At 70.8% G+C, this 25,868-nt stretch carries 22 protein-coding genes, 1 tRNA gene and 1 riboswitch; of the genes, 9 read left to right on the top strand and 14 right to left on the bottom strand.

Going from position 1 to position 25,868, the window contains the following annotated elements; all coding sequences use genetic code 11:
• Nucleotides 1-33: 33 nt before the first annotated feature.
• The 9 genes from ACE3OU_RS03605 to ACE3OU_RS03565 form a co-directional block, all read right to left on the bottom strand.
• Entirely contained in the window at nt 34-1,290 is a 1,257-nt protein-coding gene (locus ACE3OU_RS03605; protein WP_374240172.1) for a PP2C family protein-serine/threonine phosphatase, read from the bottom strand.
• A gap of 68 nt (nt 1,291-1,358) precedes the next feature.
• Nucleotides 1,359-3,026, bottom strand: a complete 1,668-nt coding sequence (locus ACE3OU_RS03600) for an ABC1 kinase family protein (RefSeq protein WP_374240171.1) — start codon at nt 3,024-3,026, stop codon at nt 1,359-1,361.
• Between the two features lie 184 nt (nt 3,027-3,210).
• On the bottom strand, nt 3,211-3,822 hold the full coding sequence (locus ACE3OU_RS03595; protein WP_374240170.1) for a sensor histidine kinase: 612 nt from the start codon (nt 3,820-3,822) through the stop codon (nt 3,211-3,213).
• Nucleotides 3,819-5,453: a tetratricopeptide repeat protein gene (locus ACE3OU_RS03590; protein ID WP_374240169.1), complete on the bottom strand. Its 1,635-nt coding sequence runs from the start codon at nt 5,451-5,453 to the stop codon at nt 3,819-3,821. The genes ACE3OU_RS03595 and ACE3OU_RS03590 overlap by 4 nt, the downstream gene beginning before the upstream one ends.
• A 72-nt stretch (nt 5,454-5,525) precedes the next feature.
• On the bottom strand, nt 5,526-5,954 hold the full coding sequence (locus tag ACE3OU_RS03585) for a hypothetical protein (protein ID WP_374240168.1): 429 nt from the start codon (nt 5,952-5,954) through the stop codon (nt 5,526-5,528).
• Between the two features lie 130 nt (nt 5,955-6,084).
• Nucleotides 6,085-6,172: riboswitch (cyclic di-GMP riboswitch) on the bottom strand.
• Nucleotides 6,173-6,276: 104 nt separating this feature from the next.
• The gene (gene phnE, locus ACE3OU_RS03580; protein ID WP_374240167.1) at nt 6,277-7,056 is read right to left on the bottom strand and encodes a phosphonate ABC transporter, permease protein PhnE; all 780 of its coding nucleotides are present in this window, start codon (nt 7,054-7,056) and stop codon (nt 6,277-6,279) included.
• A complete protein-coding gene (locus ACE3OU_RS03575) occupies nt 7,053-7,874 on the bottom strand; it encodes a PhnE/PtxC family ABC transporter permease (RefSeq protein WP_374240166.1) in 822 nt (273 codons plus the stop codon). The genes phnE and ACE3OU_RS03575 overlap by 4 nt, the downstream gene beginning before the upstream one ends.
• Nucleotides 7,871-8,695, bottom strand: coding sequence for a phosphonate ABC transporter ATP-binding protein (locus tag ACE3OU_RS03570; protein ID WP_374240165.1), 825 nt, complete (start codon nt 8,693-8,695; stop codon nt 7,871-7,873). Before ACE3OU_RS03570 ends, ACE3OU_RS03575 begins: the two co-directional genes overlap by 4 nt.
• 87 nt (nt 8,696-8,782) lie before the next feature.
• On the bottom strand, nt 8,783-9,676 hold the full coding sequence (locus ACE3OU_RS03565) for a putative selenate ABC transporter substrate-binding protein (protein ID WP_374240164.1): 894 nt from the start codon (nt 9,674-9,676) through the stop codon (nt 8,783-8,785).
• A 426-nt stretch (nt 9,677-10,102) separates the two neighbouring features.
• On the opposite strand from ACE3OU_RS03565, the gene fdnG reads away from it, so the two are divergent.
• From fdnG to ACE3OU_RS03520, 9 genes are all read left to right on the top strand, one after another.
• The gene (gene fdnG, locus ACE3OU_RS03560; RefSeq protein WP_374240163.1) at nt 10,103-13,174 is read left to right on the top strand and encodes a formate dehydrogenase-N subunit alpha; all 3,072 of its coding nucleotides are present in this window, start codon (nt 10,103-10,105) and stop codon (nt 13,172-13,174) included.
• 10 nt (nt 13,175-13,184) lie between these two features.
• On the top strand, nt 13,185-14,081 hold the full coding sequence (gene fdxH, locus ACE3OU_RS03555; protein WP_374240162.1) for a formate dehydrogenase subunit beta: 897 nt from the start codon (nt 13,185-13,187) through the stop codon (nt 14,079-14,081).
• A complete protein-coding gene (locus ACE3OU_RS03550) occupies nt 14,078-14,704 on the top strand; it encodes a formate dehydrogenase subunit gamma (protein WP_374240161.1) in 627 nt (208 codons plus the stop codon). The genes fdxH and ACE3OU_RS03550 overlap by 4 nt, the downstream gene beginning before the upstream one ends.
• A gap of 67 nt (nt 14,705-14,771) precedes the next feature.
• Nucleotides 14,772-15,701 carry a formate dehydrogenase accessory protein FdhE gene (gene fdhE, locus ACE3OU_RS03545; RefSeq protein ID WP_374240160.1) on the top strand — a complete coding sequence of 310 codons (930 nt, stop codon included), beginning with the start codon at nt 14,772-14,774 and terminating at the stop codon, nt 15,699-15,701.
• Between the two features lie 40 nt (nt 15,702-15,741).
• Nucleotides 15,742-17,187 carry an L-seryl-tRNA(Sec) selenium transferase gene (gene selA / locus ACE3OU_RS03540; RefSeq protein WP_374240159.1) on the top strand — a complete coding sequence of 482 codons (1,446 nt, stop codon included), beginning with the start codon at nt 15,742-15,744 and terminating at the stop codon, nt 17,185-17,187.
• Nucleotides 17,181-19,127, top strand: coding sequence for a selenocysteine-specific translation elongation factor (gene selB / locus ACE3OU_RS03535; RefSeq protein ID WP_374240158.1), 1,947 nt, complete (start codon nt 17,181-17,183; stop codon nt 19,125-19,127). The genes selA and selB overlap by 7 nt, the downstream gene beginning before the upstream one ends.
• 3 nt (nt 19,128-19,130) lie before the next feature.
• Nucleotides 19,131-19,227, top strand: a tRNA-Sec gene (locus tag ACE3OU_RS03530).
• A gap of 45 nt (nt 19,228-19,272) precedes the next feature.
• Nucleotides 19,273-19,749 (top strand): glycine cleavage system protein H, encoded by a 477-nt coding sequence (locus tag ACE3OU_RS03525; RefSeq protein WP_374240157.1) that lies wholly within the window; start codon nt 19,273-19,275, stop codon nt 19,747-19,749.
• Complete coding sequence (locus tag ACE3OU_RS03520; protein WP_374240156.1) at nt 19,739-20,140, top strand: DsrE family protein; 402 nt, start codon at nt 19,739-19,741, stop codon at nt 20,138-20,140. Before ACE3OU_RS03525 ends, ACE3OU_RS03520 begins: the two co-directional genes overlap by 11 nt.
• Nucleotides 20,141-20,153: 13 nt before the next feature.
• On the opposite strand, the gene ACE3OU_RS03515 is transcribed toward ACE3OU_RS03520, so the two are convergent.
• The 5 genes from ACE3OU_RS03515 to ACE3OU_RS03495 all read right to left on the bottom strand — a co-directional run bounded on the left by ACE3OU_RS03515 (nt 20,154) and on the right by ACE3OU_RS03495 (nt 25,794).
• Nucleotides 20,154-21,557 carry an NYN domain-containing protein gene (locus ACE3OU_RS03515; RefSeq protein ID WP_374240155.1) on the bottom strand — a complete coding sequence of 468 codons (1,404 nt, stop codon included), beginning with the start codon at nt 21,555-21,557 and terminating at the stop codon, nt 20,154-20,156.
• A gap of 43 nt (nt 21,558-21,600) precedes the next feature.
• Nucleotides 21,601-21,939 carry a zinc ribbon domain-containing protein YjdM gene (locus ACE3OU_RS03510; protein WP_374240154.1) on the bottom strand — a complete coding sequence of 113 codons (339 nt, stop codon included), beginning with the start codon at nt 21,937-21,939 and terminating at the stop codon, nt 21,601-21,603.
• 84 nt (nt 21,940-22,023) lie between these two features.
• Nucleotides 22,024-22,935: a DMT family transporter gene (locus ACE3OU_RS03505; RefSeq protein ID WP_374240153.1), complete on the bottom strand. Its 912-nt coding sequence runs from the start codon at nt 22,933-22,935 to the stop codon at nt 22,024-22,026.
• 6 nt (nt 22,936-22,941) lie between these two features.
• The gene (locus tag ACE3OU_RS03500) at nt 22,942-23,877 is read right to left on the bottom strand and encodes an AEC family transporter (protein WP_374240152.1); all 936 of its coding nucleotides are present in this window, start codon (nt 23,875-23,877) and stop codon (nt 22,942-22,944) included.
• 120 nt (nt 23,878-23,997) lie between these two features.
• On the bottom strand, nt 23,998-25,794 hold the full coding sequence (locus ACE3OU_RS03495; protein WP_374240151.1) for a GspE/PulE family protein: 1,797 nt from the start codon (nt 25,792-25,794) through the stop codon (nt 23,998-24,000).
• Between the last annotated feature and the right edge of the window lie 74 nt (nt 25,795-25,868).

The raw sequence follows: 25,868 nt of genomic DNA, 5'->3' as shown, positions 1-25,868 counted from the left end.
GACGGCCTGGGCCGAGCCCGGCCCTGGGGGCTCTCAGAGCTTCCGCACATCCACCAGCATGGCGCTGACGTCGTCGTGGGGAGGGGTTTCCAGGAAGACCGCCTCCATCCGGCCCCGCACGCCCTGCAGGCGGCCGGCTGGCGGGACGCTCGCCAGCAAGGCGTCCAGGGCCTCCTCGCCCGTCACGTGGCCGTCGAAGGGCGCCTCCAGCAGCCCGTCGGTGCAGGCGAAGAACTGCCCCTCCTGCTGCCACTGGAACAGCTCCGTCCGGGGCGGCTGCTCCCCGTCATCGAGCCCCAGGGGCAGATTGGCCGGCGGAAAACGCCGGAGCGGGCGGCCGTCGAGGTCGAGGTAAACGGCGACGGGGATCGCCCCATTCCAGACCTCCACGCTGCGGTTGAAGGCGTCGAAGCACAGCAGCAGCGCCGCCACGAAGCGCCCGACCGGCGACTGCTCGCGGATGCTCCGGTTCATCTCCTCGACGATCAGGCTCAGCGGCAGGTTCTTCTCGACCATGTGGTAGAAGATCCGGCTGATCGGCAGCAGGTTCACCGCCGCCGGGAGGCCGTGGCCGGTGGAGTCCGCCACCAGCACGTAATACTTGCCGTGGGGCGAGCGGCTGGCCGCGATCAGGTCGCCGCCCAGGGATTCGGTAGGGCGCATCCAGTAGTCGATCGCCGAGGCGTCCAGTTGCTGCGGCGACATCATGCGGGTCATCAGGTAGCCGACCAGCTGCCGCTCCTCCTCGGCCTTCTCCCGATACGCCTCGAGGGCCGCGTGATAGTCGGCGATGTGCTGCCTGGCCCGGTGCATCTCCATCAGCAGGCCCACGTGATCCGCGACGTGGCGCAGGGCATCGATCTGCAGTGGCGTCAGGCTGCGCGGCTGCGAATCGATGATGCACACCGTGCCGAGCGCCAGGCCATCCTCGTTGACGATCGGCGCCCCCGCGTAGAAGCGGATATGGGGCGCGCCCGTCACCAGGGGGTTGTCGAAGAAGCGCTCGTCCCGGCTGGCGTCCTCGATGATGAACACGTCGGACTGCAGGATCGTGTGCCCGCAGAACGAGATGTCGCGGGCGGTCTCGCAGGCGTCGATGCCGATCCGGCTCTTGAACCACTGGCGGTTGGCGTCCACCAGGCTGACCAGCGCGATCGGCACCTCGCAGGTCCGGGCCGCGTAGGCGATCAGGCGGTCGTAGGCCTCTTCCCGGGACGTATCGAGGATGCGCAGGGAGTGCAGCGCGGCAAGGCGCTCCGCTTCGTTTGCAGGAATGGGGGCTGCTAGCATCTGGGGGTATTCGGTGAGTTACGGGTCTGGAGCGCCTTGATTTACGGCAGCGGAGGCGCGCACTTGACCTAACGCCGCCCGCCCCGCCACACCGACACCAGCACCCACAGCCCGCACACCACCGCCCCGACGAAGCCGAGCAGGCCCAGGGTGGCGACGACGCCGCCGCGGTCGACGGTCATCACGATCGACGAGCCGACGATCAGCGCCGCGGTGACGATGGCCATCGTCAGCCGGCTCGCCGCCCGGTCGAGCTGATCGCCGAAGGCCTTGAGGGCCGGCACGTCCACCTCGAGCTGCACCTTGCCGCGGCGCGCCGCGCGGAGCAGGCGGCCGATGTCCTGGGGCAGGCCGGCGAGCATCTGCACGCCGCCCGCCAGGGCCGCCCAGCCGCGCCGGGCGATCGCCCGCGGCGCCAGGTGGGCCAGCAACACCTCCCGCAGGAAGGGCGCCGCCTCGCCGGCGATGTCGAAGTCCGGGTCGAGCTGGCGGCCCATGCCCTCGAGGGTGATGAAGGCCTTGATCATCATCGCCAGGTCGGGCGGCAGGGCCAGGCCGTGCTCGCGGAGGATCGCCACCACGTCGGCCAGCAGCGCACCCAGGTCGAGCTGCTTGAGGGCCACCCCGTGGTACTCGTCCACGAAGGCCTCGATCTCGCTGCGCAGGGCCTCGGCGTCGCCGCTCGAATCGGCGCTCCAGTCGAGCAGCACGTCGGCCACCTTGCGGGCGTCGCGCCCCACCAGGCCGTGCATCAGCGTCGCCACCTCGAAGCGGCGCGCCTCCGAAAGCCGGCCGACCATCCCGAAGTCGATGAAGGCGATGCGGTTGCCGGGCAGGTAGAACACGTTGCCCTGGTGCGGGTCGGCGTGGAAGAAGCCCGCCTCGAGGATCATCCGCAGCACCGCGTCGGCGCCCTGGCGGGCCAGCAGGCGGCGGTCGAAGCCGTCGGGCAGCGCCGCGGCCTGGCGGCCGGGGATGCCGTCGATGAAGTCCTGTACGTTGAGCCGCTCGCCGGTCCATTGCCAGTGGATGCGCGGCACGACGATCGCCGGGGTGTCGGCGAACAGCCGGGCGATGCGCTCGGCGTTGCGCCCCTCGGCCGAGAAATCCAGCTCGCGGCGGAGGGAATGGGCAAACTGGCGGATCACCTCGCGCGGCCGGTAGCGGGCCAGCTCGGGGGCTTCTTTTTCGATGATCTCGGCGAGCCGGTCGAGGAGACGCAAGTCGGCCTCGATCACCGGGCGGATGCCCGGCCGGCGCACCTTGAGCACCACCGCCGTGCCGTCGGCCAGCCGCGCCCGGTGCACCTGGGCCAGCGAGGCCGCCGCCAGCGGCTCCGGGTCGAGCTCGGCGAACACCGCCTCGGGCGCCTCGCCCAGGTCCTCGACCAGCTGCGCCCGCAGCTCGGCAAAGGGCAGCGCCGGCGCGGCGTCCTGCAGCTTGCCGAACTCGGCGATCCATTCGGGCGGGAAGAGGTCGCCGCGGGTCGCCAGGATCTGCCCCAGCTTGACGAAGGTCGGCCCCAGCTCCTCGAGGGCCCGGCGCACCCGGGCGGGCGGCTCCAGGCGGGCCAGGTCTTCGGGCTCGCGCCAGTGCAGGGCCTTGCCGGCCCGCTCCAGCGCGCCCGCCATCCCGACCCGCTGGACCAGGCCGCCGAAACCGTAGCGCACCAGCACCGCGGCGATCTGATGCACGCGCCCAAGGTCACGGGCGGCGCCGAGGGCTTCCCACAGCATTCAAAGGCTTCCCGCGCCGGAACCGCCGGCGCCAACGATCAAGGCTTCACGCGGAGCCGGCGACGCGCCGTCGCCGATCTGCCGCTGCTTCGCGCCGGCCCGAACCTGGCCGGCGCTCCCGCGGTCCATGATGCGCCAGTTGGGGAGGGGAGACAATGCGGCGGAGGCCGCGCTCACGGCGGCCTCAGCGCGGCAGCCGCAGCACCAACACCGCGCCCGGCCCGTTCGCCAGGCTGAGGCTGCCGGTGAGGCCGTGGTTCTCGTGGAGCCTCACCACCGAGCGGGCCAGATGCAGGCCGAGCCCCACGCCCTCCGCGCTCAGCGGCGCGCTCGGGGCCGGATCGGCGAGCATTTCGGGAGGATAGCCCGGGCCGTCGTCGGAAACCTGGAATGCCAGCCAGTCGCCGTCCTGCCAGGCGCTCACCACGATGCGGCGGCGGGCGAAGCGCAGCGCGTTGTCGACGGCATTGGCCAGCACCATGCGGACCAGGGATTCATCGTAGTACCAGCTCTGGGGGGCGAGGCTGCTGTCGGCCACGAGCTCGAGCCCGCTCAGGGAGCGGACTTCGGCCAGCACGTCGTCCACCAGTTCGGCCGGGCAGTGGGCGTCGATGTCCGGCCGCAGCAGGCCGGCGTCGAACTTGTAGCAGACGAGCAGGCGGCTCAGCTCGCCGGCCGCCTCCAGCGCATCGCGCAGGGTGTCGCGGTCACCCCGCGCCTCGGCCCGGGCCGCCATCGCGGCCAGGCGGTTCTTGACGTCGTGGATCGCCAGAACGGCGAGGTCGGCGAAGCTCATCCCTTCGCCCCGGTGGAGGGCTGGCCATAGCGGGTCTGGATGCGCCGCTGCAGCTCGGTGATGTCCGCCAGCTTGGGATGGCGCGCGTCCAGCCGCATCACGCTCTTCTGGAAGCGCAGCGCCTCGCGCAGCTTGCCGGCATCGAGCCCGTTGTTGAAGACATCCAGCAGCAGCGCGAAGGCGGCGTTGGCGACGATCTGCACGTTGCCCGGCAGGCGGTTGGCGGCCTCGGTAAGCATCTTCGCGGCCTCGCCCAGCTGGCCGGCGCGGCCGCGGCGCACCGCCTCGTTGTTGAGCTCCACGATCTCCTGCTTGCCCGACTGGATCAGGGCGTCGGCGCGGTCCGCCGCACCGTGGGCGTCGAGCACGCCGGCCACCTGCTGGTGCACAGCCACCGAATCGGGGTTGTTCTGCACCACCCGCTTGAGGATCTCCTCGCCCTCCGCGGTGCGCCCGGTGGCGAGGCAGGCCCGCGCGATGCCGACGGCGACGTCCTGGGACAGGTCGCTCGAATCGGCGGCGAGGGCCCGCGTCAGGGCCGCCGCCGCCAGCTCGGGCCGGCCGGCCTTGTGCTGGGCCAGCGCCTCGACCGCCGCGAGGTGGGGGTCGTTGGCATCGCCGCGGAAGTTCTTGCGCGCCTCGTCGATCAGCTCGATGGCCTTGGCGGGCTCGCCGAGCTCGGCATAGGCGCTGCCGAGGCGGGCGATGTCGGCGGTTTCGCGCAGCGGCGAGTTGCGGGTTTTCTTGACCACCCGCGACAGCGCCCCCTCGACCCGCGTGAAGTCGCCCTGCCGCTCGGCCACCAGGGCGATCGCCCGGTGGCGGGTGAGGGAATCCGGCGCGATCGCGCAGGCCCGGTCGAGCACCTTCAGCGCCTCGTCGGCACGGCCGCTGTCCAGGTGGGCGCGGCCCAGCAGGTCGTAGGCAGACAGCAGCTGCGGGGCTTCGTGGATCAGCCGGTCGAGGGTCAGCTTGCAGGCCCCCAGCTCGCCCTGGGCGTACTGGGTGCGGGCCAGCCCGAAGCGGGCCCAGGGCATCTCCCGGGCCGTCAGCACCTGGTTGTAGAAGGCCGCCGCCTCGTCGAGGCGACCGCAGGCGATCAGCGCGTTGCCGCGGATGCGCAGCGCGTCGGCCTGGTAACGGTCGCCGCTGGCGATGATCTCGTCACAGGCAGCCACCACTTCGGGCCAGTTCTCCTTGTCCTGCATCGCATCGACGCGGGCCAGCCGGGCCTTCTTGTCGAGCAGGCGCTCGAGGCGCTGCTGCAGCAGGTCGGTGGTGAAGGGCTTGAGCAGGTAGTCGTCGGGCAGGCACTCGGCCGCGGTCACCACACTGACGTAGCTCTTCTCGGCGGTGATCATCACGAACAGGGTGCCGCGGCTGATCAGCCGGCGGTTGCGCCCGTACTCGAGGAACTGCTGGCCGTCGGTGCCGCCGCCCAGGTAGTAGTCGCACAGGATCACGTCGAAGCTGCCCTGTTCGAGCTGCTCGACCGCCGCCCGCACCGTGCCGGCCATCGCCACGTTGGGGCAGCCCAGCGCCGTCATCTGGGTGCGCAGGGCGCCACGCACCTCCGGCAGATCGTCGAGGATCAGGATCTTCTTCTTGCTGAAGGGGGTGAGACTGGCCATGGCGGGTACGGCGAAGCGAATCAGTCAAGCCGGAATTCAAACACATTCCGGCACCGGGCGATGCCCTGCCGGCTATCGGAGCACCATCCTGCTCTTGACCTCGCGGGCCGCCAGCTCGAAATCCAGCCCGGCCACGGCATCGTTGATCGCCCGCACCAGCAGCTCGCCGGCCACCGCGTTGCTGGCGGCGAAGCGGTTCACGTAGGTCGAGGTCTGGACCTGGGACGACACCACGTTGTTGCGGCTGATCAGGCGGACCGTCGCCCAGCCGATCGACACGTCGGCCAGCACCGCCGCCTCGCCGGTCACCGCCAGGCGCAGGTTCTGGCGGTTGAGCAGATCGCATTTCTCCTCGGAGATCTCGTAACCGCCATGCTGGGCGACGACATTGCGGATGTCGGGCGAGACATGCTCCGGCACGTGGCAGTCGGCCTGGGCCAGCGGGGCGCCCCCCCACAGCGCGGCGAGGAGGGCGGCGTGCGTGGCGAAACGGTTGGACATGGTGTTGCTCCTTCTCGAACTCTCGGCGGGCAAACCCGTGCCGCGCCGTGCCCGGCGGGCCGGCGGCGTGGCATCTGAAAGGGGAACGCGACGACCGGGCGGGGGAGAAGACAGGGGATGAAGCGCCCCAAGCTGCAACCCGGCCACCTTTCCCTGGCGGGAGTGAGGTCCGATGGCTTTGCGTCCCGCCGTTTCCGAGCGGTTTGCCCTTTGACACTGAACAGTAACACCGGGATTTACGACCCCCCGCCGGCCAACTGTAGGCCGCCCGGGGGGCGCTTGAGGAACTACGTCACGGCCGACCCGCGCCGGCCGGGCCCGCTCAGGCCCCGGCCCGCCGCCGCAGCCAGGCGCTGGCCCCATCCACCACGACGGCCATTGCCAGCATCGCGATGATCACGGTGCTCGCCTGGGCCTCCTGGAACAGCGACAGGCTGAAGTACAGCTGCGCCCCCAGCCCACCGGCGCCGACGAAGCCGAGGATGGCCGCCATCCGGATGTTCATCTCCCAGCGGTACAGGGCGTAGGCCAGCCACTGGGGCGCCACCAGCGGCAGGGTGCCGTAGCAGAAGGTGGCCAGGGCCGGCGCACCGGCACCGGCCAGCGCGTCCGCCGGGGCCGGCGAGCTGTTCTCCAGCGCCTCGGCGAACAGCCGGCCGAGCACCCCGGTGGTGTGCAGCGCCAGCGCCAGCGTGCCGGCGAAGGGGCCCAGGCCGGCGGCCAGCACCATCAGGGTCGCCCACACCAGCTCGGGCACCGAGCGCAGCAGGTTGAGGACGAAGCGTGCCCCCTGGCGCGCCAGCACGCCGTGGCGCCCCGCCGCCGGCAGCGCCAGCACAGCCCCGCCGACCGCCGCCAGCAGCGTGCTGACGAGGGAGATCGCCAGCGTCTCCAGCGCCGCCCAGCCGACCTTGGCGAGAAAGCCCGCGCTCAGGTCCGGCGGGAAGAAGCGCGCCACGAAGCCGCCCGCCTCCTCCACCGCGGTGGCCGTGAACAGAGCCGCGAAGGGCATCTCCAGCCAGCGGAAGCTGCCGACCACCGCCGCCAGCAGCAGGCCCACGACGAGCAGCCCGCCGCCCGACACCCCGGCCCGGCGGCTCATGCCATCCTCCGCCGCAGGGCTTCGCTCGCACCGTCGGCGGCCAGCACCAGCACCAGGAAGGTCGCCAGGATGCTCGCCGCCTCGCCGCCGTTGAGCATCTTCATCGACTGGTCCATCAGCTGCCCGAGGCCGCCGGCGCCGACGAAGCCCATCACCACCGAGGCCCGCACCGCGCACTCCCAGCGGTACACGGTGTAGGACAGCAGCTCCCGGGCTGCGTTGGGCAGCAGCCCGTAGGCCAGCGCCGCCAGCCGCCCGCTGCCGGCCTCGAGCAGGCAGCGGGCAGGCCGCGCGTCGGTGGATTCGAGGATCTCCCCATACACCTTGCCGAGCATGCCGCCGTAGGTGATCCCCAGCGCCAGCACGCCGGCCGCCGGGCCGAGGCCGAAGACCCGCACGAAGAGCAGCGCCCACACCAGCTCCGGCACGCCGCGCAGCACCGCCAGCAGCAGGCGCGCTGCACCGCGCAGGATCTGGCCGACCCAGCCGCGGCGCCCCGGCCCGAGGGCCGCCACCGACAGGCTGCGGGCGAGCACGACGCCCAGCGACACCGCCAGCAGCACCGCCAGGGCGATGCCGGCGGTGGCCATCGCCAGGGTGTCGACGGTGGCACGGCCCAGCAACGCGAGGAAATCCGGCGAGGTCTCGAGGGGCAGGAAGCCGGCCAGGAAGTGGCCCATCGCCGCCAGGTTGCCCGGCTCGAACAGCGCCGCCGGGCGGAAATCGGCCAGCCGCAGCAGCGGCCACAGCAGCACCAGGGCCGCCAGCGTCCAGCCCAGGCGCGGCAGCGCGGCAGGGTCGCGGGGGGCGGCGGTCATGCGCAGCGCAGCGGCGGCAGGGTGCCGGAGGCCGGGATCACGCCCGCCTCGGACGACGGTGCGCCGGCCAGCGGCAGCCCGCCCTCGGCGGCGTACAGCTCGCGCAGCAGCGCCTCGCTCACCTCCCCCGCCGGCAGGTCGAAGAGGATGGCGCCGTCCTTGACGCCCACCACCCGCGGAAAGTGGCGCAGCGCCAGATCCACCGCATGCAGGCTCGCCACCAGGGTCACGCCGCGGCGGCGGGCCTCGTCGTTGAGCAGCGCCACGGTGAGCTCGGAGAGGGCCGGGTCCATCGCCGAGACGGGTTCGTCGGCGAGCAGCAGCTCGGGCTGCTGGTAGAGCACCCGGGCCAGCGCGACCCGCTGCAGCTGGCCGCCGGAGAGCTGGTCGCAGCGGTCGTAGAGGCGGTCGGCCAGGTCGAGCCGGGCCAGCTCGCGGCGGGCGCCGTCCGGGTCGGCCGGCAGCACCAGCGAGGCGAGGGATTTCCACAGCGGCCACTGGCCGAGCCGTCCGGCCAGCACCGCGGTGACGACCCGCTGGCGCGGCGGGATCGGCGGCGCCTGATGGACCACGCCGATGCGCGCCCGCAGCCGCCGCAAGCCCGCCGGCGAGGCGGCCCAGGGCGTGCTGCCGAGCAGCTCGACCCGCCCGCTGCCGGGCCGCAGGCTGGCCGCCAGCACCCGCAGCAGGGTGGTCTTGCCGGCCCCCGAGGCGCCGATCAGGGCGACGCGCTCGCCCGGCGCGACCCGCAGGTCGACGCCGGCCAGCGCCCGGTGGCCGTTGGCGTGGGTGAAACCGACGCCTTCGAGCGTGAAGCTCATTTTGTGTACCGCAAACTCAGGAAAACAGAAGCCGTAGGTCGGGTTGGCCCCCAGGGCACAACCCGACGATGGGGGGATGTCGTCGGGTTACTTCAGCAGGCCGGCCGCCTGGGCCGCCGACTCGATGCCCTTGTAGTTCTCGGCCTTAGTCGGGATGAACTTGCTGGCACGCTGCAGGGCCATGATCTCCTTGTGGGCCGGGTTGGCCGCGTCGAGCTTCAGGAAGGCATCGCGCAGCCTGGCCTGGAGCTTCGGATCGAGGTCGCCGCGCACCGTCCAGTTGTAGTCGAAGTACGGCGGGGTGGTGGCGAAGACGCGCACCTTGGTGGTGTCCACCTTCTTCTGCTCGACCAGCTTGTCCCACACCGAGGCGTTGAGCACGCCGGCGTCCACCTTGCCGGCCTGCACGAAGGCCACGGTGGCGTCGTGGGCGCCGGAGAAGGCGGTGTTCTTGAAATCCCGGTCGGGGTTGATGCCCTCCTGGCCGAGGAAGTAGCGCGGCATCAGGTGGCCCGAGGTGGACGACGGCGCGCCGAAGGCGAAGGTCTTGCCCTTCAGGTCGGCGAAGCCCTTGATGCCCTCGCTGGCGGTGATGAACTTCGAGGTGAACCTGGCGTCCTCGGCCCGCTGCACCAGCGGCACCGCGGTGCCCTTGGTGCGGAGGCTGGCCTGCACGAAGGTGAAGCCGCCCAGCCAGGCCATGTCGATCTTGCGGGTCGCCAGCGCCTCGACCACCGCCGCGTAGTCGGTGACCGGCACGAAGCTCACCTTCATCCCGGTTTCGTGCTCGAGATAGGCGCCCAGCGGGGCGAACTTGCGCTGCAGCTCGGTGGGTGCTTCGTCGGGGATCGCCGACACCCGCAGCACCTCCTCGGCCTGGGCGGCGAGGGGCAGGCCGGCAAGGGCGGCGAAGGCGGAAACGGCGGAAAGGCGGGCACAGGCGCGCAGCAGCGCACGCCGTGAAACGGGCACGGAAGTCATGACTCACTCCTCAAACGGCGCCTTGCAAGGCACCAGCCGCCGGGACGGGGGAGAACGGCCCCGGCTTGAACAGGGCCGCCAGCCGGAGGCCCCAACAAAATCAAGGCGGTACGCAGACCGCGGGGCGGACTATAACGAGAGGGAAAGCCGCTGTACACCCGCGCCGCCAGGGCCTGCCGACGGCGCGGCAGGGCCTGGCATCCCCACGGCATTGCCGGCCGGCATGAAGGGCGCTCGCGGGCCGTCACCCCCGCCGAAAACCGCGCCAGGCTTACGTTGCAGTGCAAATGGACATTCGCCGCCCGGTGTGCGCACAATCGAAACGCCTTCGGTGCGCTGCCCACGGCAGACCCCACCAGGCTGGCCGAGCGGCCTGCAGGTTCATCCGCCCGTTCTCTCGTCACACACAGTGGAGGAATAGGAAACATGCAACTCTCACGGCGCCAGTTTTTCAAGGTGGCCGCCGGGGGCTTGACCGGATCGAGTCTCGTCGCGATGGGCTTCTCGCCCACCGCCGCGCTGGCCGAGGTCCGCACTTTCAAGCTCGCCCGCAGCACCGAAACGCGCAACACCTGCCCGTACTGTTCGGTCGGGTGCGGCATCATCATGTACAGCCTGGGCGACAATTCCAAAAACGCCCACGCCGAGATCTTCCACATCGAGGGCGACCCGGACCACCCGGTGAACCGCGGCAGCCTGTGCCCGAAGGGCGCCGGCCTGCTCGACTTCGTGCACAGCAAGAACCGGCTCAAGTACCCGGAAGTGCGCGAACCCGGCAGCAAGGAATGGAAGCGCATCAGCTGGGACGAGGCCTTCACCCGCATCGCCAGGCTGGTCAAGGAAGACCGCGACGCCAACTTCATCGCCCAGAACGCCGACGGCGTGACGGTGAACCGCTGGCTCACCACCGGCTTCCTCGCCGCCTCCGCCTCCAGCAACGAAGCCGGCTACATCACCCACAAGGTGGTACGCAGCCTGGGAATGCTCGCCTTCGACAACCAAGCGCGTGTCTGACACGGCCCGACGGTGGCAAGTCTTGCCCCGACGTATGGCCGTGGCGCCATGACCAACCACTGGTCCGACATCAAGAATGCGGACGTGATCCTGATCATGGGCGGCAACGCTGCCGAAGCCCATCCCTGCGGCTTCAAATGGGTGACCGAGGCCAAGGCCAGGAACAAGGCCCGGCTGGTCGTCGTGGACCCGCGCTTCACGCGCTCGGCCGCGCTGGCCGACCTGTACGCGCCCATCCGCACCGGCACCGACATCGCCTTCCTGGGCGGGGTGATCAACTACCTGATCGCCGGCAACAAGGTGCACCTGGAGTACATCAGGTCGTACACCGACATGAGCTTCCTGGTGAAGGACGAGTTCGCCTTCGCCGACGGCTTCTTCTCGGGCTACGACGCCGACAAGCGCCGCTACGACAAGGCCGGCTGGGACTACCAGACGGGTGAGGACGGCTACGTCAAGACCGACCCGACCCTCGAGAACCCGCGCTGCGTCTGGAACCTGCTGAAGGCCCATTACGCCCGCTACACGCCCGAGATGGTCGAGAAGATCTGCGGCACGCCGAAGGACAAGTTCCTGCAGGTGGCCGAACTCCTCGCCTCGACGCACACCCCCGACCGGGTGATGACCATCCTCTACGCCCTCGGCTGGACCCAGCACAGCACCGGCTCGCAGATCATCCGCACCGCGGCGATGGTGCAGCTGCTGCTCGGCAACATCGGGCGGGCCGGCGGCGGCGTGAATGCCCTGCGCGGCCACTCCAACATCCAGGGCCTCACCGACCTCGGGCTGCTGTCCAACCTGCTGCCCGGCTACATGACCCTGCCCGGCGACAAGGAGACCGACTACGACGCCTACATCGCCAGGCGCGCGCCCAAGCCCATGCGGCCGGGGCAGCTGTCGTACTGGCAGAACTACGGCAAGTTCCACGTCAGCCTGATGAAGGCGTGGTTCGGCAACGCCGCCACCCGCGACAACAACTGGGCCTTCGACTGGCTGCCCAAGCTGGACAAGACCTACGACGTGCTGCAGGTCTTCGAGCTGATGCACCAGGGCAAGATGAACGGCTACTTCGCCCAGGGCTTCAACCCGCTCAACTCCTTCCCCAACAAGGCCAAGGTGAGCGCGGCGCTGGCCAAGCTGAAGTTCCTCGTCATCATGGACCCGCTGGCCACCGAGACCTCCGAGTTCTGGCAGAACCACGGCGAGTTCAACGACGTGGACCCGGCCAAGATCCAGACCACGGTGTTCCGCCTGCCGACCACCTGCTTCGCCGAGGAGGACGGCGCCATCGTCAACTCCGGCCGCTGGCTGCAGTGGCACTGGAAGGGCGCCGAGCCGCCGGGCGAGGCCAAGACCGACCCGGAGATCATGGCCGGCCTGTTCCTGCGCCTGCGCGAGATGTACAAGAAGGACGGCGGCGCCTTCCCCGACCCCATCCTCAACCTCACCTGGGGCTACAAGATTCCCGACGAACCGTCGCCCGAGGAACTCGCCAAGGAATACAACGGCAAGGCCCTGGCCGACCAGTTCGACCCGAAGGATCCGACCAGGGTCGTCAAGAAGGCTGGCGAGCTGCTCGACGGCTTCGCCCAGCTCAAGGACGACGGCAGCACCGCCTGCGGCTGCTGGATCTTCTCGGGGGCGTGGACCGAGAAGGGCAACATGATGGCCCGCCGCGACACCAGCGACCCCTGGCACAACGGCCAGACCCTGGGCTGGGCCTTCGCCTGGCCGGCCAACCGGCGCATCCTCTACAACCGCGCCTCGGCCGACCCCGCCGGCAAGCCCTGGGACGCCAAGCGCAAGCAGGTATGGTGGGACGCCGCCGCCGGCAAGTGGGCCGGCTCCGACGTGCCCGACTTCAAGGCGGACTCCGCCCCCGACGACGGCATGGGCCCCTTCATCATGAACCCCGAGGGCGTGGCGCGCTTCTTCGCCCGCGGCATGATGAACGAAGGCCCCTTCCCCGAGCACTACGAGCCCTTCGAGACGCCGATCGGCACCAACCCCATGCACCCCAACAACCCCAAGGCCGTCTCCAACCCGGCCGCGCGGGTCTTCAAGGGCGACATGGAAGCCTTCGGCACCGCCAGGGACTTCCCCTACGCGGCCACCACCTACCGGCTCACCGAGCACTTCCACTACTGGACCAAGCACGTCGAGTCGAGCGCCATCATCCAGCCGGAGCAGTTCGTCGAGATCGGCGAGGCGCTGGCCGCCGAGAAGGGCATCAAGGCCGGCGACAAGGTCAAGGTGAGCTCCAACCGCGGCTACATCAAGGCGGTGGCGGTGGTCACTAAGCGCATCAAGCCGCTGCAGGTGGACGGGAAAACGGTGCATCACGTGGGCATTCCGCTCCACTGGGGCTTCAAGGGGGTGGCCAAGAACGGCTTCATCACCAACACCCTGACGCCCTTCGTCGGTGACGCGAACACCCAGACGCCGGAGTTCAAGTCCTTCCTCGTCAACGTCGAGAAAGCCTGAGGAGACCGCCATGGCACTGCAATCACTGGACATCGCCAAGCGCTCGGCCACCACCACCGAACCGCCCCAGGCGCGCAAGACCCTCGAGGTCGCCAAGCTCATCGACGTCTCCAAGTGCATCGGCTGCAAGGCCTGCCAGGTGGCGTGCATGCAGTGGAACGACCTGCGCGACGAGGTCGGCACCTGTGCCGGCACCTACGACAACCCGCGCGACCTCACCGAGCAGAGCTGGACGGTGATGCGCTACGCGGAGGTCGAGAGCGAGGAGCGCGGCCTGGAGTGGCTGATCCGCAAGGACGGCTGCATGCACTGCGAGGACCCGGGCTGCCTCAAGGCCTGCCCCTCGCCGGGGGCGATCATCAAGTACGCCAACGGGATCGTGGATTTCCACCAGGAAAACTGCATCGGCTGCGGCTACTGCGTGAGCGGCTGTCCCTTCAACGTCCCGCGCATCTCCAAGCAGGACAGCAAGGCCTACAAATGCACGCTGTGCTCCGATCGCGTCGCGGTCGGGCTCGAGCCGGCGTGCGTCAAGGTCTGCCCGACCGGCAGCATCAGCTTCGGCTCCAAGGTCGACATGCAGGCGCTGGCCGAGGAGCGCGTCACCGAGCTCAAGGAGCGCGGCTTCAGGAACGCCGGCCTCTACGACCCGGCTGGCGTGGGCGGCACCCATGTCATGTACGTGCTCAACCACGCCGACCAGCCGACGCTGTACAGCGGCCTGCCGGCCGACCCGGCGATCTCGCCGACCGTCGGGCTGTGGAAGGGCATCGCCAAGCCCCTCGCGATGGCCGGCATGGCCGCCGCGGCGCTGGGCGGGCTGTTCCACTACGTGATGAAGGGCCCCAACGAGGTGTCGAAGGAGGTCGAAGCCGAAGTCGAACGTGAACTGGAGGGCGAAAAATGATCCGCGATCCGCATGATCTGCAACGCTACACCGCCTCCGAGCGGGCCAACCACTGGATCACGGGCATCTGCTTCATCCTGCTCGCGCTGTCGGGGCTGTCCCTGTTCCACCCGGCGCTGTTCCCGCTCACGATGCTCTTCGGCGGCGGCACCTGGACGCGCATCCTGCACCCCTTCATCGGGGTCGTGATGATGCTGTTCTTCGTGATCATGTTCTTCCGCTTCCAGGGCCTCAACCACATGACCCAGACCGACTGGGAGTGGGTGAAGCGGGCGAAGGAGATGGTCAACGGCGACGACCACAACATGCCGATCATGGGCAAGTACAACGGGGGGCAGAAGCTGCTGTTCTGGTTCCTCGGCGTCGCCATGCTCGCGCTGTTCGTGTCGGGCATCGTGATCTGGCGGGCGTATTTTTCCGCCAGCTTCCCGATCGGCGTCGTGCGCCTGGGCGCCCTGGTGCACGCGGCCTTCGCCGCGCTGATGATCGCCGCGATCATCGTGCATGTGTACGCCGCCATCTGGGTGCGCGGCACCATCCGGGCGATGCTCTACGGCACCGTCACCCGTGCCTGGGCCCGGCAGCACCACCGGGCCTGGTACAAGCAGATGACCGGCAAGTAAGCCGCACGGTCCGGGGGGCGGGCTGGTCCGCCCCCCGCCACACCTCGTCCCCACCGAAAGCCGCCGCATGTCGAAACTCCTCAGCCCCGAAGAAATCGCCACCCAGGCCGGCGGCGACGCCACGCCCAACCGCCTGCCCTCGCCCCGCGTCTTCGCCGACCGCGCCGCGCGCCTGCGCCAGCTCGCCCAAGGCCACGCGATGGCCGACTTCCTCGCCTTCGCAGCCCGCCTCGCCGACGCCCAGCAGAGCCTGCTCGACCAGCGCGGCCCAGCCCCCCGACCGGACGACGCCCACCTCCGCCGCTGTCGCCAGCACGGCATGCCGCCCCTGGACGCCCACGGCGCCGAACTGCCCGCCGGCTGGCTGACGGTGCTCCACGACCTCGCCGCCGCCGTCGTGCCCCACGCCCCCGCCGGCCTCCAGAACGCCATCGCGGCCCTCCCCGATTTCCCGGAGGAACGCCTCGCCAGCCTCGCCCGCGAGATCCTGCGCGGCGATGAGAACCTCACCAACGCCGTCGAGCTGGCCCTCGCCCCGCTGATCGGCGCCAGCCTGCAGGTGTTGTGGGCCGCCCGCGCCCTCGGCCTCGCCGCCGGCGACATCCCGGCCGGCTTCGAAGGCGGCCAGTGCCCGGCCTGCGGCGCGCCGCCGGTGGCCAGCATCGTGCGCATCGGCGACGCCGGCCACGGCGTGCGCTACGCCGCCTGCAGCCTGTGCGCCTGCGAATGGCACGTCACCCGCATCAAGTGCGTGCCCTGCCAGAACACCCGCGGCCTCGCCTACCAGGCCCTCGCAGGCGCCAGCGGCCCGGCCCACCCCGCCGTCAAGGCCGAAACCTGCCCCGACTGCCACGCCAGCCTCAAGATCGTCTCGATGGAGACCGACCCGGCCGTCGACGCCTTCGCCGACGACCTCGCCACCCTCGCCCTCGACATGCTCGTCGACGAAGCCGGCTTCCACCGCGCCGGCCGCAACCTCTTCCTGTTCACCCCCTAGCCGGGCCACAGCCCCCACACCACCAGGAGATCCCCCCACGATGGCGTCCATGGTCCATGGCACCACGTCCGACAGCAGCTCGCCGGCACCCGACAACACCGCCTACCGCGCCCTGCCCGGCCTCGACCGGCTGCTCGGCGCCGCCCCGGCGCTGCTCGAGCAGTACGGGCGCACCGAAACCACCCGCGTGCTGCGCGACACCCTCGCCGCCGCCCGCCAGGCAATCGCCAGCGGCCAGCCGGCGCCCGATTCCGCGGTCCTCCTCACCGACGCCACGGCCCGCCTCGCCGCCCGCGCCGCGCCAAGGCTCAAGCCCGTCTTCAACCTCAGCGGCACCGTGCTGCACACCAACCTCGGCCGCGCCACCCTGCCCGAAGAAGCCATCGCCGCGATGGTCGAGGCCGCCCGCGCCCCCTGTGCCCTCGAATACGACATCGAAACCGGCGGCCGCGGCGACCGGGACGACGTGGTGGATGAACTCCTCCAGGAGCTCACCGGCGCCGAGGCCGCCACGGTGGTCAACAACAACGCCGCGGCGGTCTTTTTGCTCCTCAACACCCTCGCCCAGCGCAAGGAGGTCATCGTCTCCCGCGGCGAGCTGGTCGAGATCGGCGGCGCCTTCCGGGTGCCCGACATCATGCAGCGCGCCGGCGCCCGGCTCGTCGAGGTGGGGTGCACCAACCGCAGCCACGCCCGCGATTTCGAAACCGCCATCGGCCCCCGCACCGCGCTGCTGATGAAGGTGCACGCCAGCAACTACGCCATCGAAGGCTTCACCGCCAGCGTCGCACGGGCCGAGCTGGCCCGCATCGCCCACGCCCACGGCCTGCCCTTCGTCGAAGACCTGGGCAGCGGCACCCTCACCGACCTCGCCCGCTGGGGCCTGCCCCACGAACCCACGCCGGCCGAAGCCATCGCCGCCGGCGCCGACCTGGTCAGCTTCTCCGGCGACAAGCTGCTCGGCGGGCCCCAGGCCGGCATCCTGGTCGGCCGCCGCGACCTCGTCACGCGGCTCAAGAAGAACCCCCTCAAGCGCGCGCTGCGGGTCGGCAAGATCACCCTCGCCGCCCTCGAGGCCGTGCTGCGCCTCTACCGCGACCCCGACCGCCTGCCCGAGCGCCTCGCCGCCCTTCGGCTCCTCACCCGCCCCCGCGACGCCATGCTCACCCAGGCCGAGCGCCTGCGCCCCGCCGTCGCCGCAGCCCTCGCCGGCTGGCCCCTCACGGTGACGGTGGAACCGCTGCTGTCCCAGATCGGCTCCGGCAGCCTGCCCGTCGACCGGCTGCCCTCCGCCGGGCTGGTGTTCCGCCCGGTCGGCCGCAGCGGCGGCGTGCTCGGCAAGCTCGAAACCGCCCTGCGCGGCCTGCCGGTGCCGGTCATCGGCCGCATCGCCGACAAGGCCCTGCACCTCGACCTGCGCTGCCTCGCCCCCGCCGACGAGGCGCGCTTCCTCGACCAATTCGCCCGGATGAGCTCCCCATGCTGATCGGCACCGCCGGCCACATCGACCACGGCAAGACCACCCTGGTGCGCGCCCTCACCGGCACCGACACCGACCGCCTGCCCGAAGAAAAACGCCGCGGCATCACCATCGAGCTCGGCTACGCCTACCTGCCGGTAGCCGCTGGCGACGGCGCACCGGCCCAGGTGATCGGCTTCGTGGACGTGCCCGGCCACGAGAAATTCGTCCCCACCATGCTCGCCGGCGCGAGCGGCATCGACTTCGCGCTGCTCATCGTCGCCGCCGACGACGGCCCGATGCCGCAGACCCGCGAACACCTGCAGATCCTCCAGCTGCTCGGCATCCGCCGTGGCGCCGTCGCCCTCACCAAGGCCGACCGCGCCAGCCCCGGGCGCATCGCCGAGGTGAGCGGGCAGATCGACGCCCTGCTGGCCGGCGGCAGTCTCGCCGGGGCGCCGGTGTTTGCGGTCTCGGCGATCACCGGCGCGGGCATAGCCGCCCTGCGCGCCCACCTCGTCGCCACCGCCCGCGCGCTGCCGGCCCGCGCCGCCGAGGGCGACTTCCGCCTCGCCATCGACCGGGTATTCACCCTGGCCGGCGCCGGCACCATCGTCACCGGCACCGTCCATGCGGGGCGGGTGGCGGTGGGCGACCTCGTCCGGCTCGCCCCCCACGGCCCCACCGCCCGGGTGCGCAGCCTGCACGTGCAGAACCGCGGCGCCAGCCACGGCCAGGCCGGCCAGCGCTGCGCCCTCAACCTCGCCGGGCTGGCGGTGGACGAGATCCGCCGCGGTGACTGGCTCACCGGACAGACCGCGCCGCTGCCCGCCCAGCGCCTCGACGTCACCCTCACCCTCGCCGCCGACGCCCCGCGCGCCCTCGCCCACGGTGCCGTCGTGCAGCTCCACCACGGCACCCGCCAGCTCGGCGGCCGCGTCGCGCTGCTCGACGCCACCCTCGAAAAAACCGGCCTCGCCCCCGGCGGCCACTGCCTCGCCCAGCTCGTCGCCGACGCGCCGCTGCACGCCTGCCGCGGCGACCTCGTCGTGCTGCGCGACGCCCATGGCCGCAACACCCTCGGCGGCGGGCGCATCCTCGACCCCTTCGGCCCGGCGCGGCAACGCCGCCACCCGGACCGCCTCGCCCTGCTCGCCGCCCAGGCCATGGCCGACCCGGCGGAACGCCTGCAGGCCCTGCTCGCCCGCTCGCCCCTCGGCCTCGACCTGCAACAGCTCGCCGCCGCCGAAAACCGCCGCCCCGACGCCCTCCGCGCGCTGCTGCCCGAGGCTGCGGCCCGTTTCAACGACAAGGCCGGCTGGCTGATCGGCAGCGCCGCCCTCGACGCCCTCGGCCACCGCGTCGAAGAGCGCCTCGCCCGGCACCACACCGAGCACCCGGACGAACTCGGCCTCGAACTCGGCCTCGAACGCGACCGCCTGCGCCGCATGATCGCCCCGCTGCTGCCGGCGCCGGCCTTCGCCGAGTGGCTGGAACACTGGCTGGCCGAGGGCCGCGTGGCCCGCCGCGGCAGCGCCTGGCACCTGCCCGGCCACCGCCTCGAGCTCGACCCCCACGACCGCCGCCGCGCCGACACCCTGCTACCCTGGCTGCTCGACACGCCCTTCGACCCGCCCTGGGTGCGCGACATCGCGCAGCGCCTCGGCGAGCCCGAAACCGCCACCCGCGAGCTGCTCAAGCGCCTGGCCGCCTGCGGCGAAGCCTGCCAGGTGGTGCGCGACCTGTTCTACGCCCCCGCCGCGGTGCGCCAGCTGGGCGCGATCGCCGCCGAGCTGATGGCTGCCGACGGCTGCATCCGCGCCGCCGCCTTCCGCGACCGCTGCGGCCTCGGCCGCAAACGGGCGATCCAGATCCTCGAATACTTCGACCGGGTCGGCTACACTCGCAAGGTCGGCCGCGGCCACGACGAACAGCACCGTATCCGCGGCGATCTGGCGGTAAATTGACGAGGAAGGGATGCGTCCCCCGGTGGGGCGACTGGTCTTCAAAACCAGGAGGGGCCGTCAAGCGGTCCCTGGTGGGTTCGACTCCCATTCTCTTCCGCCACGCTTTCCGGCACCGACCCGGCCCCTACACTCCGGCGACTCCACGATGGCCCTGCTGCGCGGCTGCGAATTTCCCGACACCCTGCTGTACCACCCGGACAGCCACCTGTGGTTCGCCCCCGCGGGCGACGGCATTTACCGGGTCGGGGTGACCCGGTTCGGCATCGCGCTGTCGGGGGAGATCCTGCTGTTCACGCCCAAGCCGGTGGGCGCCCGCTGCGAGGCGGGCCGCAGCTTCGGCCTGCTGGAGGCCGGCAAGACGGTGTTTCCGGTCAAGACCCCCTTCGCGGCGCGGCTGGCGGAGGCCAACCCGGCCCTCGACCCCTCGGCCCGCGCGATGAACCGCGCCCCCTTTGCCAACTGGCTGGTGGCGCTGGAGCCGACCGGCGCGATCCCCCCGGGCCTGCTGCGGCCGTGGCCCGAGGCCCGGCCGGAGATCGAGCAGCTCATGGAGCGCTACGCCTTCCGCGACCTGGCCGACTTCTCGGCGCCACTGTTCCACGAGGACAACCGTGATTTCTGAGGCGCCCGCCCGCCCCGCCGACAAACTGGCGATCCTGGTGTGGGCGGCCGATCCGGGCCGGCCGGAACTCTGCGCGACGCCCTTCTACTTCGCCGCGGCGGCGGCGGCGATGGACGTGGAGGTGGAGATGTACTTCACCGCCCGCTCGGTGGAATTGCTGCGCCGGGGCGTTGCCGAAGCCCTGCTGGCGGCCGCGGGCAGCGGCAAATCGGTAGCCGACTTCCGCCGCGAGGCCCTCGCCTTCGGCGCCAAGATGTTCGCCTGCCCGACCGCCCTGGCGAGCCACGGCGTCGATGCGGCCGAGCTGATCTCCGGCCTCGCCGGCCAGGCGGGCGCGGCGGCCTTCATCGGGCGAACCCTCGACCCCGCCTGGCGCAGCCTGAGCTTCTGAGGCCGGCGCCTTCTCAGGCCTCGCCGCCGTCCTCGGTTTTCTTGGTGCGACGGCTACGCGTCTTGCGGGGCGCGGCCTCGGCAGGTGCTTCGCTCGCCGCGGGCTCGGCCGGCTCGGGCTTTTTGTCGGCTTTCTTGCTGTCGGCCTTCTTGCGGCTGCCGCGGGCCTTCTTGGGCGCAGGGGTTTCGTCGGCGGGAGCCGCCTCGACCGGTGCGGGGGCGGGCTCGACGGCGGCCGGAGCGGCCTCGGGCTGCGGCGCCTCCTCGGCTCTGGCGGCGCGACGCCCCTTGCGGCGCTTGTCCTGGCGCGGCGCTTCGGCCTCGGATGCCGGCGCTGCGGCGGCTTCGGCCGGCGCGGCTTCGATGGCCAACTCGGCGGCCGGCTCGGCCGGGGGTTCGACGGCCATCTCGGGCAGCGTGCCGGCCGGCGTCTCGGCCGGGGCTTCGACCACGGCTTCCGGCTGCTGCGCCTTGCGCCCACCGCGCCCGTTGCGCCGCGACGGGCGGCGGGTTTCCGCCGGCGCCTCGGCGGCGGCTTCTTCGGCGGAGAGCGCAGCGACGGCTTCGACGCTCGCCGGCTCGGCCTTCGCCGGGCCGCCGACGCGGCTCACGAAGGTGCCGGATTTTTCGTCGCGCCCCACCTCCAGCAGCCCGCGGGCCTGGGCCTCGTCGAGCAGGTTGCCGAAGGCCTTGAAGCCGTAGTACGACTCGTTGAAGCCGGGCTGGCGGCGTTTGATGGCGTCCTTCAGCATCGAGGCCCAGATCTTGCCGGTGTCACCCCGCTCGGCGAGCAGCGCGTCGCAGGTCTCGACGGCCATCGTGATGGCCCTGGTGCGGCGGCTGTCGAGCTCCTCGCGGCGGCGTTTTTCTTCTTCGGCGTTGCGGCGGGGTGCCGGCGCCTGGGCCTCGCGCGGGCCGGGGCGGGCGGCCGACTGGCGGGTCTCGCGCACCAGGTCGTCATAGAAGATGAACTCGTCGCAGTTGGCGATGAGCAGGTCGGAGGTGGATTGCTTCACCCCCACGCCGATCACCTGCTTGGCGTTCTCGCGCAGCTTGGAGACCAACGGCGAAAAATCGGAGTCGCCGCTGATGATCACGAAGGTATCCACGTGGCTCTTGGTGTAGCAAAGGTCGAGCGCATCGACCACCAGCCGGATGTCGGCGGAGTTCTTGCCGGACTGGCGCACGTGGGGGATCTCGATCAGCTCGAAGTTGGCCTCGTGCATCGCCGCCTTGAAGCCCTTGTAGCGATCCCAGTCGCAATAGGCCTTCTTGACCACGATGCTGCCCTTCAGCAGCAGGCGCTCGAGCACCAGCTTGATGTCGAACTTTTCGTACTTCGCGTCGCGCACGCCGAGGGCGACGTTCTCGAAGTCGCAGAACAGGGCCATGCTGATGCTGTCGGGACTAGAGGGCACGGGCTTCTCCGGTGACGGGTCGGGATGTCGAGCTTACGCCCGATCAGACCTTCTTGACGAATTCGGACTTAAGGCCCATCTGGCCGAAACCATCGATCTTGCAGTCGATGTCGTGGTCGCCGTCGACGAGGCGGATGTTCTTGACCTTGGTGCCGACCTTCACCACCGACGACGAGCCCTTCACCTTGAGGTCCTTGACCACGGTGACGGTGTCGCCATCCTGCAGCACGTTGCCCACCGCGTCGCGGATCACCTTGACCTCCTCGGCCGCGGCCACCGCCACCTTGGGCCACTCGTGGGCGCACTCGGGGCAGACGTAGTTGTCGCCGTCCTCGTAGGTGTATTCGGACGAACACTGGGGACACTTGGGCAGGCTGCTCATGGGGATTCCTCTGACGATGATTCGGTTACGGGCGCGACGATAACCCACAAGCGGCGTGGGGGCATAATTTTGCCGGCAGAAAATTCAGCTGGCGGGGGTCTCGCGGCGGCTCGCCAGCCAGCCGAACAGCGACAACAGCGCCAGCCCGCCGCCGATCAGCAGGATGCCGGCCACCTCGCTGGCCTTGAAGGCCTCGCCCAGGGTGAGCCGCGACGACAGGATCGCCACCACCGGCGTGCCGAGCACCGACAGGCTGGCCTCCCAGGCCGGCACACGGCTGAGGATCCAGCCCCACAGCCACCAGCACAGGGCGATGCTGGCGACCGACAAAAAGGTGAGCATCAGCAGGTAATGGGGCGTCCACGCGGTGGGGCGGCCCGGGGCCAGCTCCATCATCAGCAGGAGCGGCACCGCCCCGAAGATCATCTGCCACATGGTGAGCACCAGCAGGTCGACCCGATGGGCCTGGCGCAGCCGCTTGGTGAGGATGGTCCCGACCGCCCAGCACAGGGCTGCCGACAGGCCCAGCAGCTTGCTGGCCAGGCTGGTCTGCATGTTCCACGGCTCGATGATCAGCAGCAGCCCGCCGAGGGTGCTCACCGCCGCCAGCCATTGCCGGCCCTGGACCCGCTCGCCGAGCAGCGGCCACGACATCAGCAGGGTCCAGATCGGCATCGTGAAGATCAGCACCGAGGTCTTGCCCGGCCCGCCCTCGACCAGCGCGGAGGTCTGCAGGATGGTGAAGCCGGACACCTGGATCAGCCCCAGCAGCAGGGTCGTCCCCGGCGCGACGAGGGCCATCGAGCGACCGGTGAGGCGCACCGCCAGCACCAGCGCCAGCGCGCCACCCACCGCCCGCTGGGCCGCCAGCGAGAAGGGCGAGGCGTATTCGAGCGCCTGCTTGACCAGCACCCAGGTGTAACCCCAGGTGCACGACAGCACGAGAAGGGCCAGCGCGGGCAGCCAGCGTTGCAGACCAGGCAGAGTGTGGCGCATCCCGGCTCAGCCCATCAGGCTGACGATCAGCGGCGTGGTGAGGGCCGACAGCATCGTGGACAGGAGCAGGCTGCCCGCCACCGGGCCCTCCAGCACCTTGAACTGGCGCGCCATCAGATACACGTTGGCGCCCACCGCCAGCGAGGCGAGCAGCACCACCACCCGGGTCTCGAGGGGCGGCAGGCCGAGCAGCCGGGCCAGCAGCCACACCACCAGCGGTTGCACCAGCAGCTTGACCGCGGTGATCGCGGTGCTGATCTGCCAGCCTTCGCGGATGCCGTATTCCGCCAGGCCCATGCCGAGCACGATCATCGCCAGCGGCGCCGCGGCGGTGCCGACCATCGCCAGCGGCTGGTCGATCAGCGCCGGCACCGGCAGGCCCGACAGGCCGAACAGGGTGCCCGACAGGATGCTCGCGACGATCGGCGTCTTCAGCACCGCCTTGACCGTCTTGACGAAGCCGTGGGCGGTGAAGCTGCCGTGGCGCGCCCACTCCACCGACACGGTAACCAGCGTCCACAGGGTGAGCGAGTTGAACACCAGCACCAGCGCCACCGACGGCAGCGCCGCCTCGCCCAGCGTCACCTTGGCGAGCGGGATGCCCAGCAGCACGTTGTTGGAGAACACCCCGCCCAGCCCGAACAGCGACTGCCCCGCCCCGTCCAGCCCGAACAGCTTCCAGGCCACCAGCCGGCCGAGGATGAAGACGATCAGGCAGCTGCCGAAGAAGGCCATCAGCAGCCGTGCGTCCACCGGCGGCAGGCGGGACAGGTCGCTCATCATGCGGAACAGCATCGCCGGCATCGCCACCGAGAAGACGAAGCGCGACAGGTTGTCCGACATGGCCGCCGGCCAGCCGGAAAAACGCATCAGCCCGTAGCCGACGAAAACCAGCGCAAACAGCGGCGCCGCCAGGGAAAGCTGGTGGAGAAATGCGGACATCTAAGGAAATCAGGGGCCTTCCATCGGCGGGAGCGTGCAGGATAGCCGAAGCGCAGCCCGCGCGCTGTCCGCATTAGCCCTCATTCCCGGGAGCGCCTGGGGTGAAGGCGGGCCACGCCGCTAGTCGTCCGCCTCGGCGGGCGGAGCGACCTTCAGGACCTCGGCCAGGGTCGTGATGCCGGCGGCCACCTTCAGCGCCCCCGACAGGCGCAGCGGCTTCATGCCCTCGCGGATCGCCTGCTCGCGGATCCGGGCCAGGTCGATCCCGCCGCTCAGGGTTTTTCTGAGCTCCGGCGACATCAGCAGGATCTCGTACAACCCGATCCGCCCCATGTAGCCGGTCATCCGGCACTCGATGCACCCCACCGGCCGGTGGAACACCCTGGGCCGCGGCGCCTTCCACGGGTTGACCAGGTGGTCCCAGATCTCCTCCTCTTCGGGCGTCGGCGGGTGGGCCTCCTTGCAGTGCGGGCACAGGATGCGCACCAGGCGCTGGGCCATGATGCCGAGGACGGTGGCATTCAGCAGGTAGGCCGGCACCCCCAGGTCGAGCATCCGGGTGATCGCCGCCGGGGCGTCGTTGGTGTGCAGCGTGGACAGCACCAGGTGCCCGGTGAGGGCCGCCTGGATCGCCATCTCGGCGGTCTGCAGGTCGCGGATCTCGCCGACCATGATGATGTCCGGGTCCTGCCGCATCAGCGCCCGCACGCCCTCGGCGAAACCCAGGTCGATCGCCGGGTGCACCTGCATCTGGTTGAAGGCCGGCTCGACCATCTCGATCGGGTCCTCGATGGTGCACACGTTCACCTCGGGGGTGGCGAGCTGCTTGAGGGTCGAATACAGGGTGGTCGTCTTGCCCGAGCCGGTCGGCCCGGTGACCAGGATGATGCCGTTGGGCCGGCCGGCGATCGCATGCCAGCGCGCCTCGTCCTGCTCCGAGAAGCCCAGCTCGGCCATGTTGCGCACCAGCACCTCGGGGTCGAAGATGCGCATCACCAGCTTCTCGCCGAAGGCCGTGGGCAGCGTGGACAGGCGCAGCTCGACCTCCTTGCCGCTGGCCACGCGGGTCTTGATGCGGCCGTCCTGGGGGCGGCGCTTCTCGACCACATCCATCCGGCCGAGGATCTTGATGCGGCTGGTCATCGCCGTGAGCACGCTCATCGGCATCTGGTACACCTGGTGCAGCACCCCGTCGATGCGGAAACGCACCAGCCCCATGTCGCGCCGCGGCTCGATGTGGATGTCGCTGGCGCGCTGCTCGAAGGCGTACTGCCACAGCCAGTCGACGATGTTGACGATATGCCGGTCGTTGGCGTCGAACTGGCGATTGCCCTGGCCGAGGTCCACCAGCTGCTCGAAGGACGTCGCGCCGATGCCGTGGGCGCCGCTCGTCTGGGCCGCCTTCTTGACCGAACGGGCCAGGTTGTAGAACTCGACCAGGTAGCGCGCCACGTCGGCCGGGCTCGCCACCACGCGGCGGATCTCCTTCTTCAGGATGCCGGCGACCTCCTTCTCCCACTCCCGCAGGAAAGGCTGGGTCGTGGCCACCACCACTTCGCGCAGGCCAACCTGGATCGGCAGCACGCCGAAGCGGGTGGCATAGGCCGAGGACATCACCCCGGTCACCGCGGCGAAGTCGATCTTCAGCGGGTCGATGCGCAGGTAGTCCAGCCCGACCCGCCCGGCCAGCCACTCGGTGAGCTCCTCGAGGCCCAGCGGGCGGTGCGGCGGCTGCAGCGAGGACCACTTCTGCCCGGCGATCACCACCAGCGGATGGGTTTCGCCGGACTGCCGCCGCTGGGCCGCCAGCAGCGCATCGGCGTCGGCCCGCGCGACCCGCTGGTCGGCCACCAGCCCGTCGAGGATCTCGGCCAGGCTCAGCCGGTGTTCGTGGGTGGCGAAGGAGAAGGTGGACATGGCAGGTACCGGGGCGCGAAGGGTGGCGCCGGGCAAGCGCCGCCGCCCCGAATACTAACCAGTCCGCCGGTTTT

Source organism: Zoogloea sp. (assembly GCF_041908905.1).
GTDB lineage: Bacteria > Pseudomonadota > Gammaproteobacteria > Burkholderiales > Rhodocyclaceae > Zoogloea.
The sequence above is the reverse complement of the archived record's forward strand: the minus strand, read 5'-3'. Positions and strand labels throughout refer to the sequence as shown.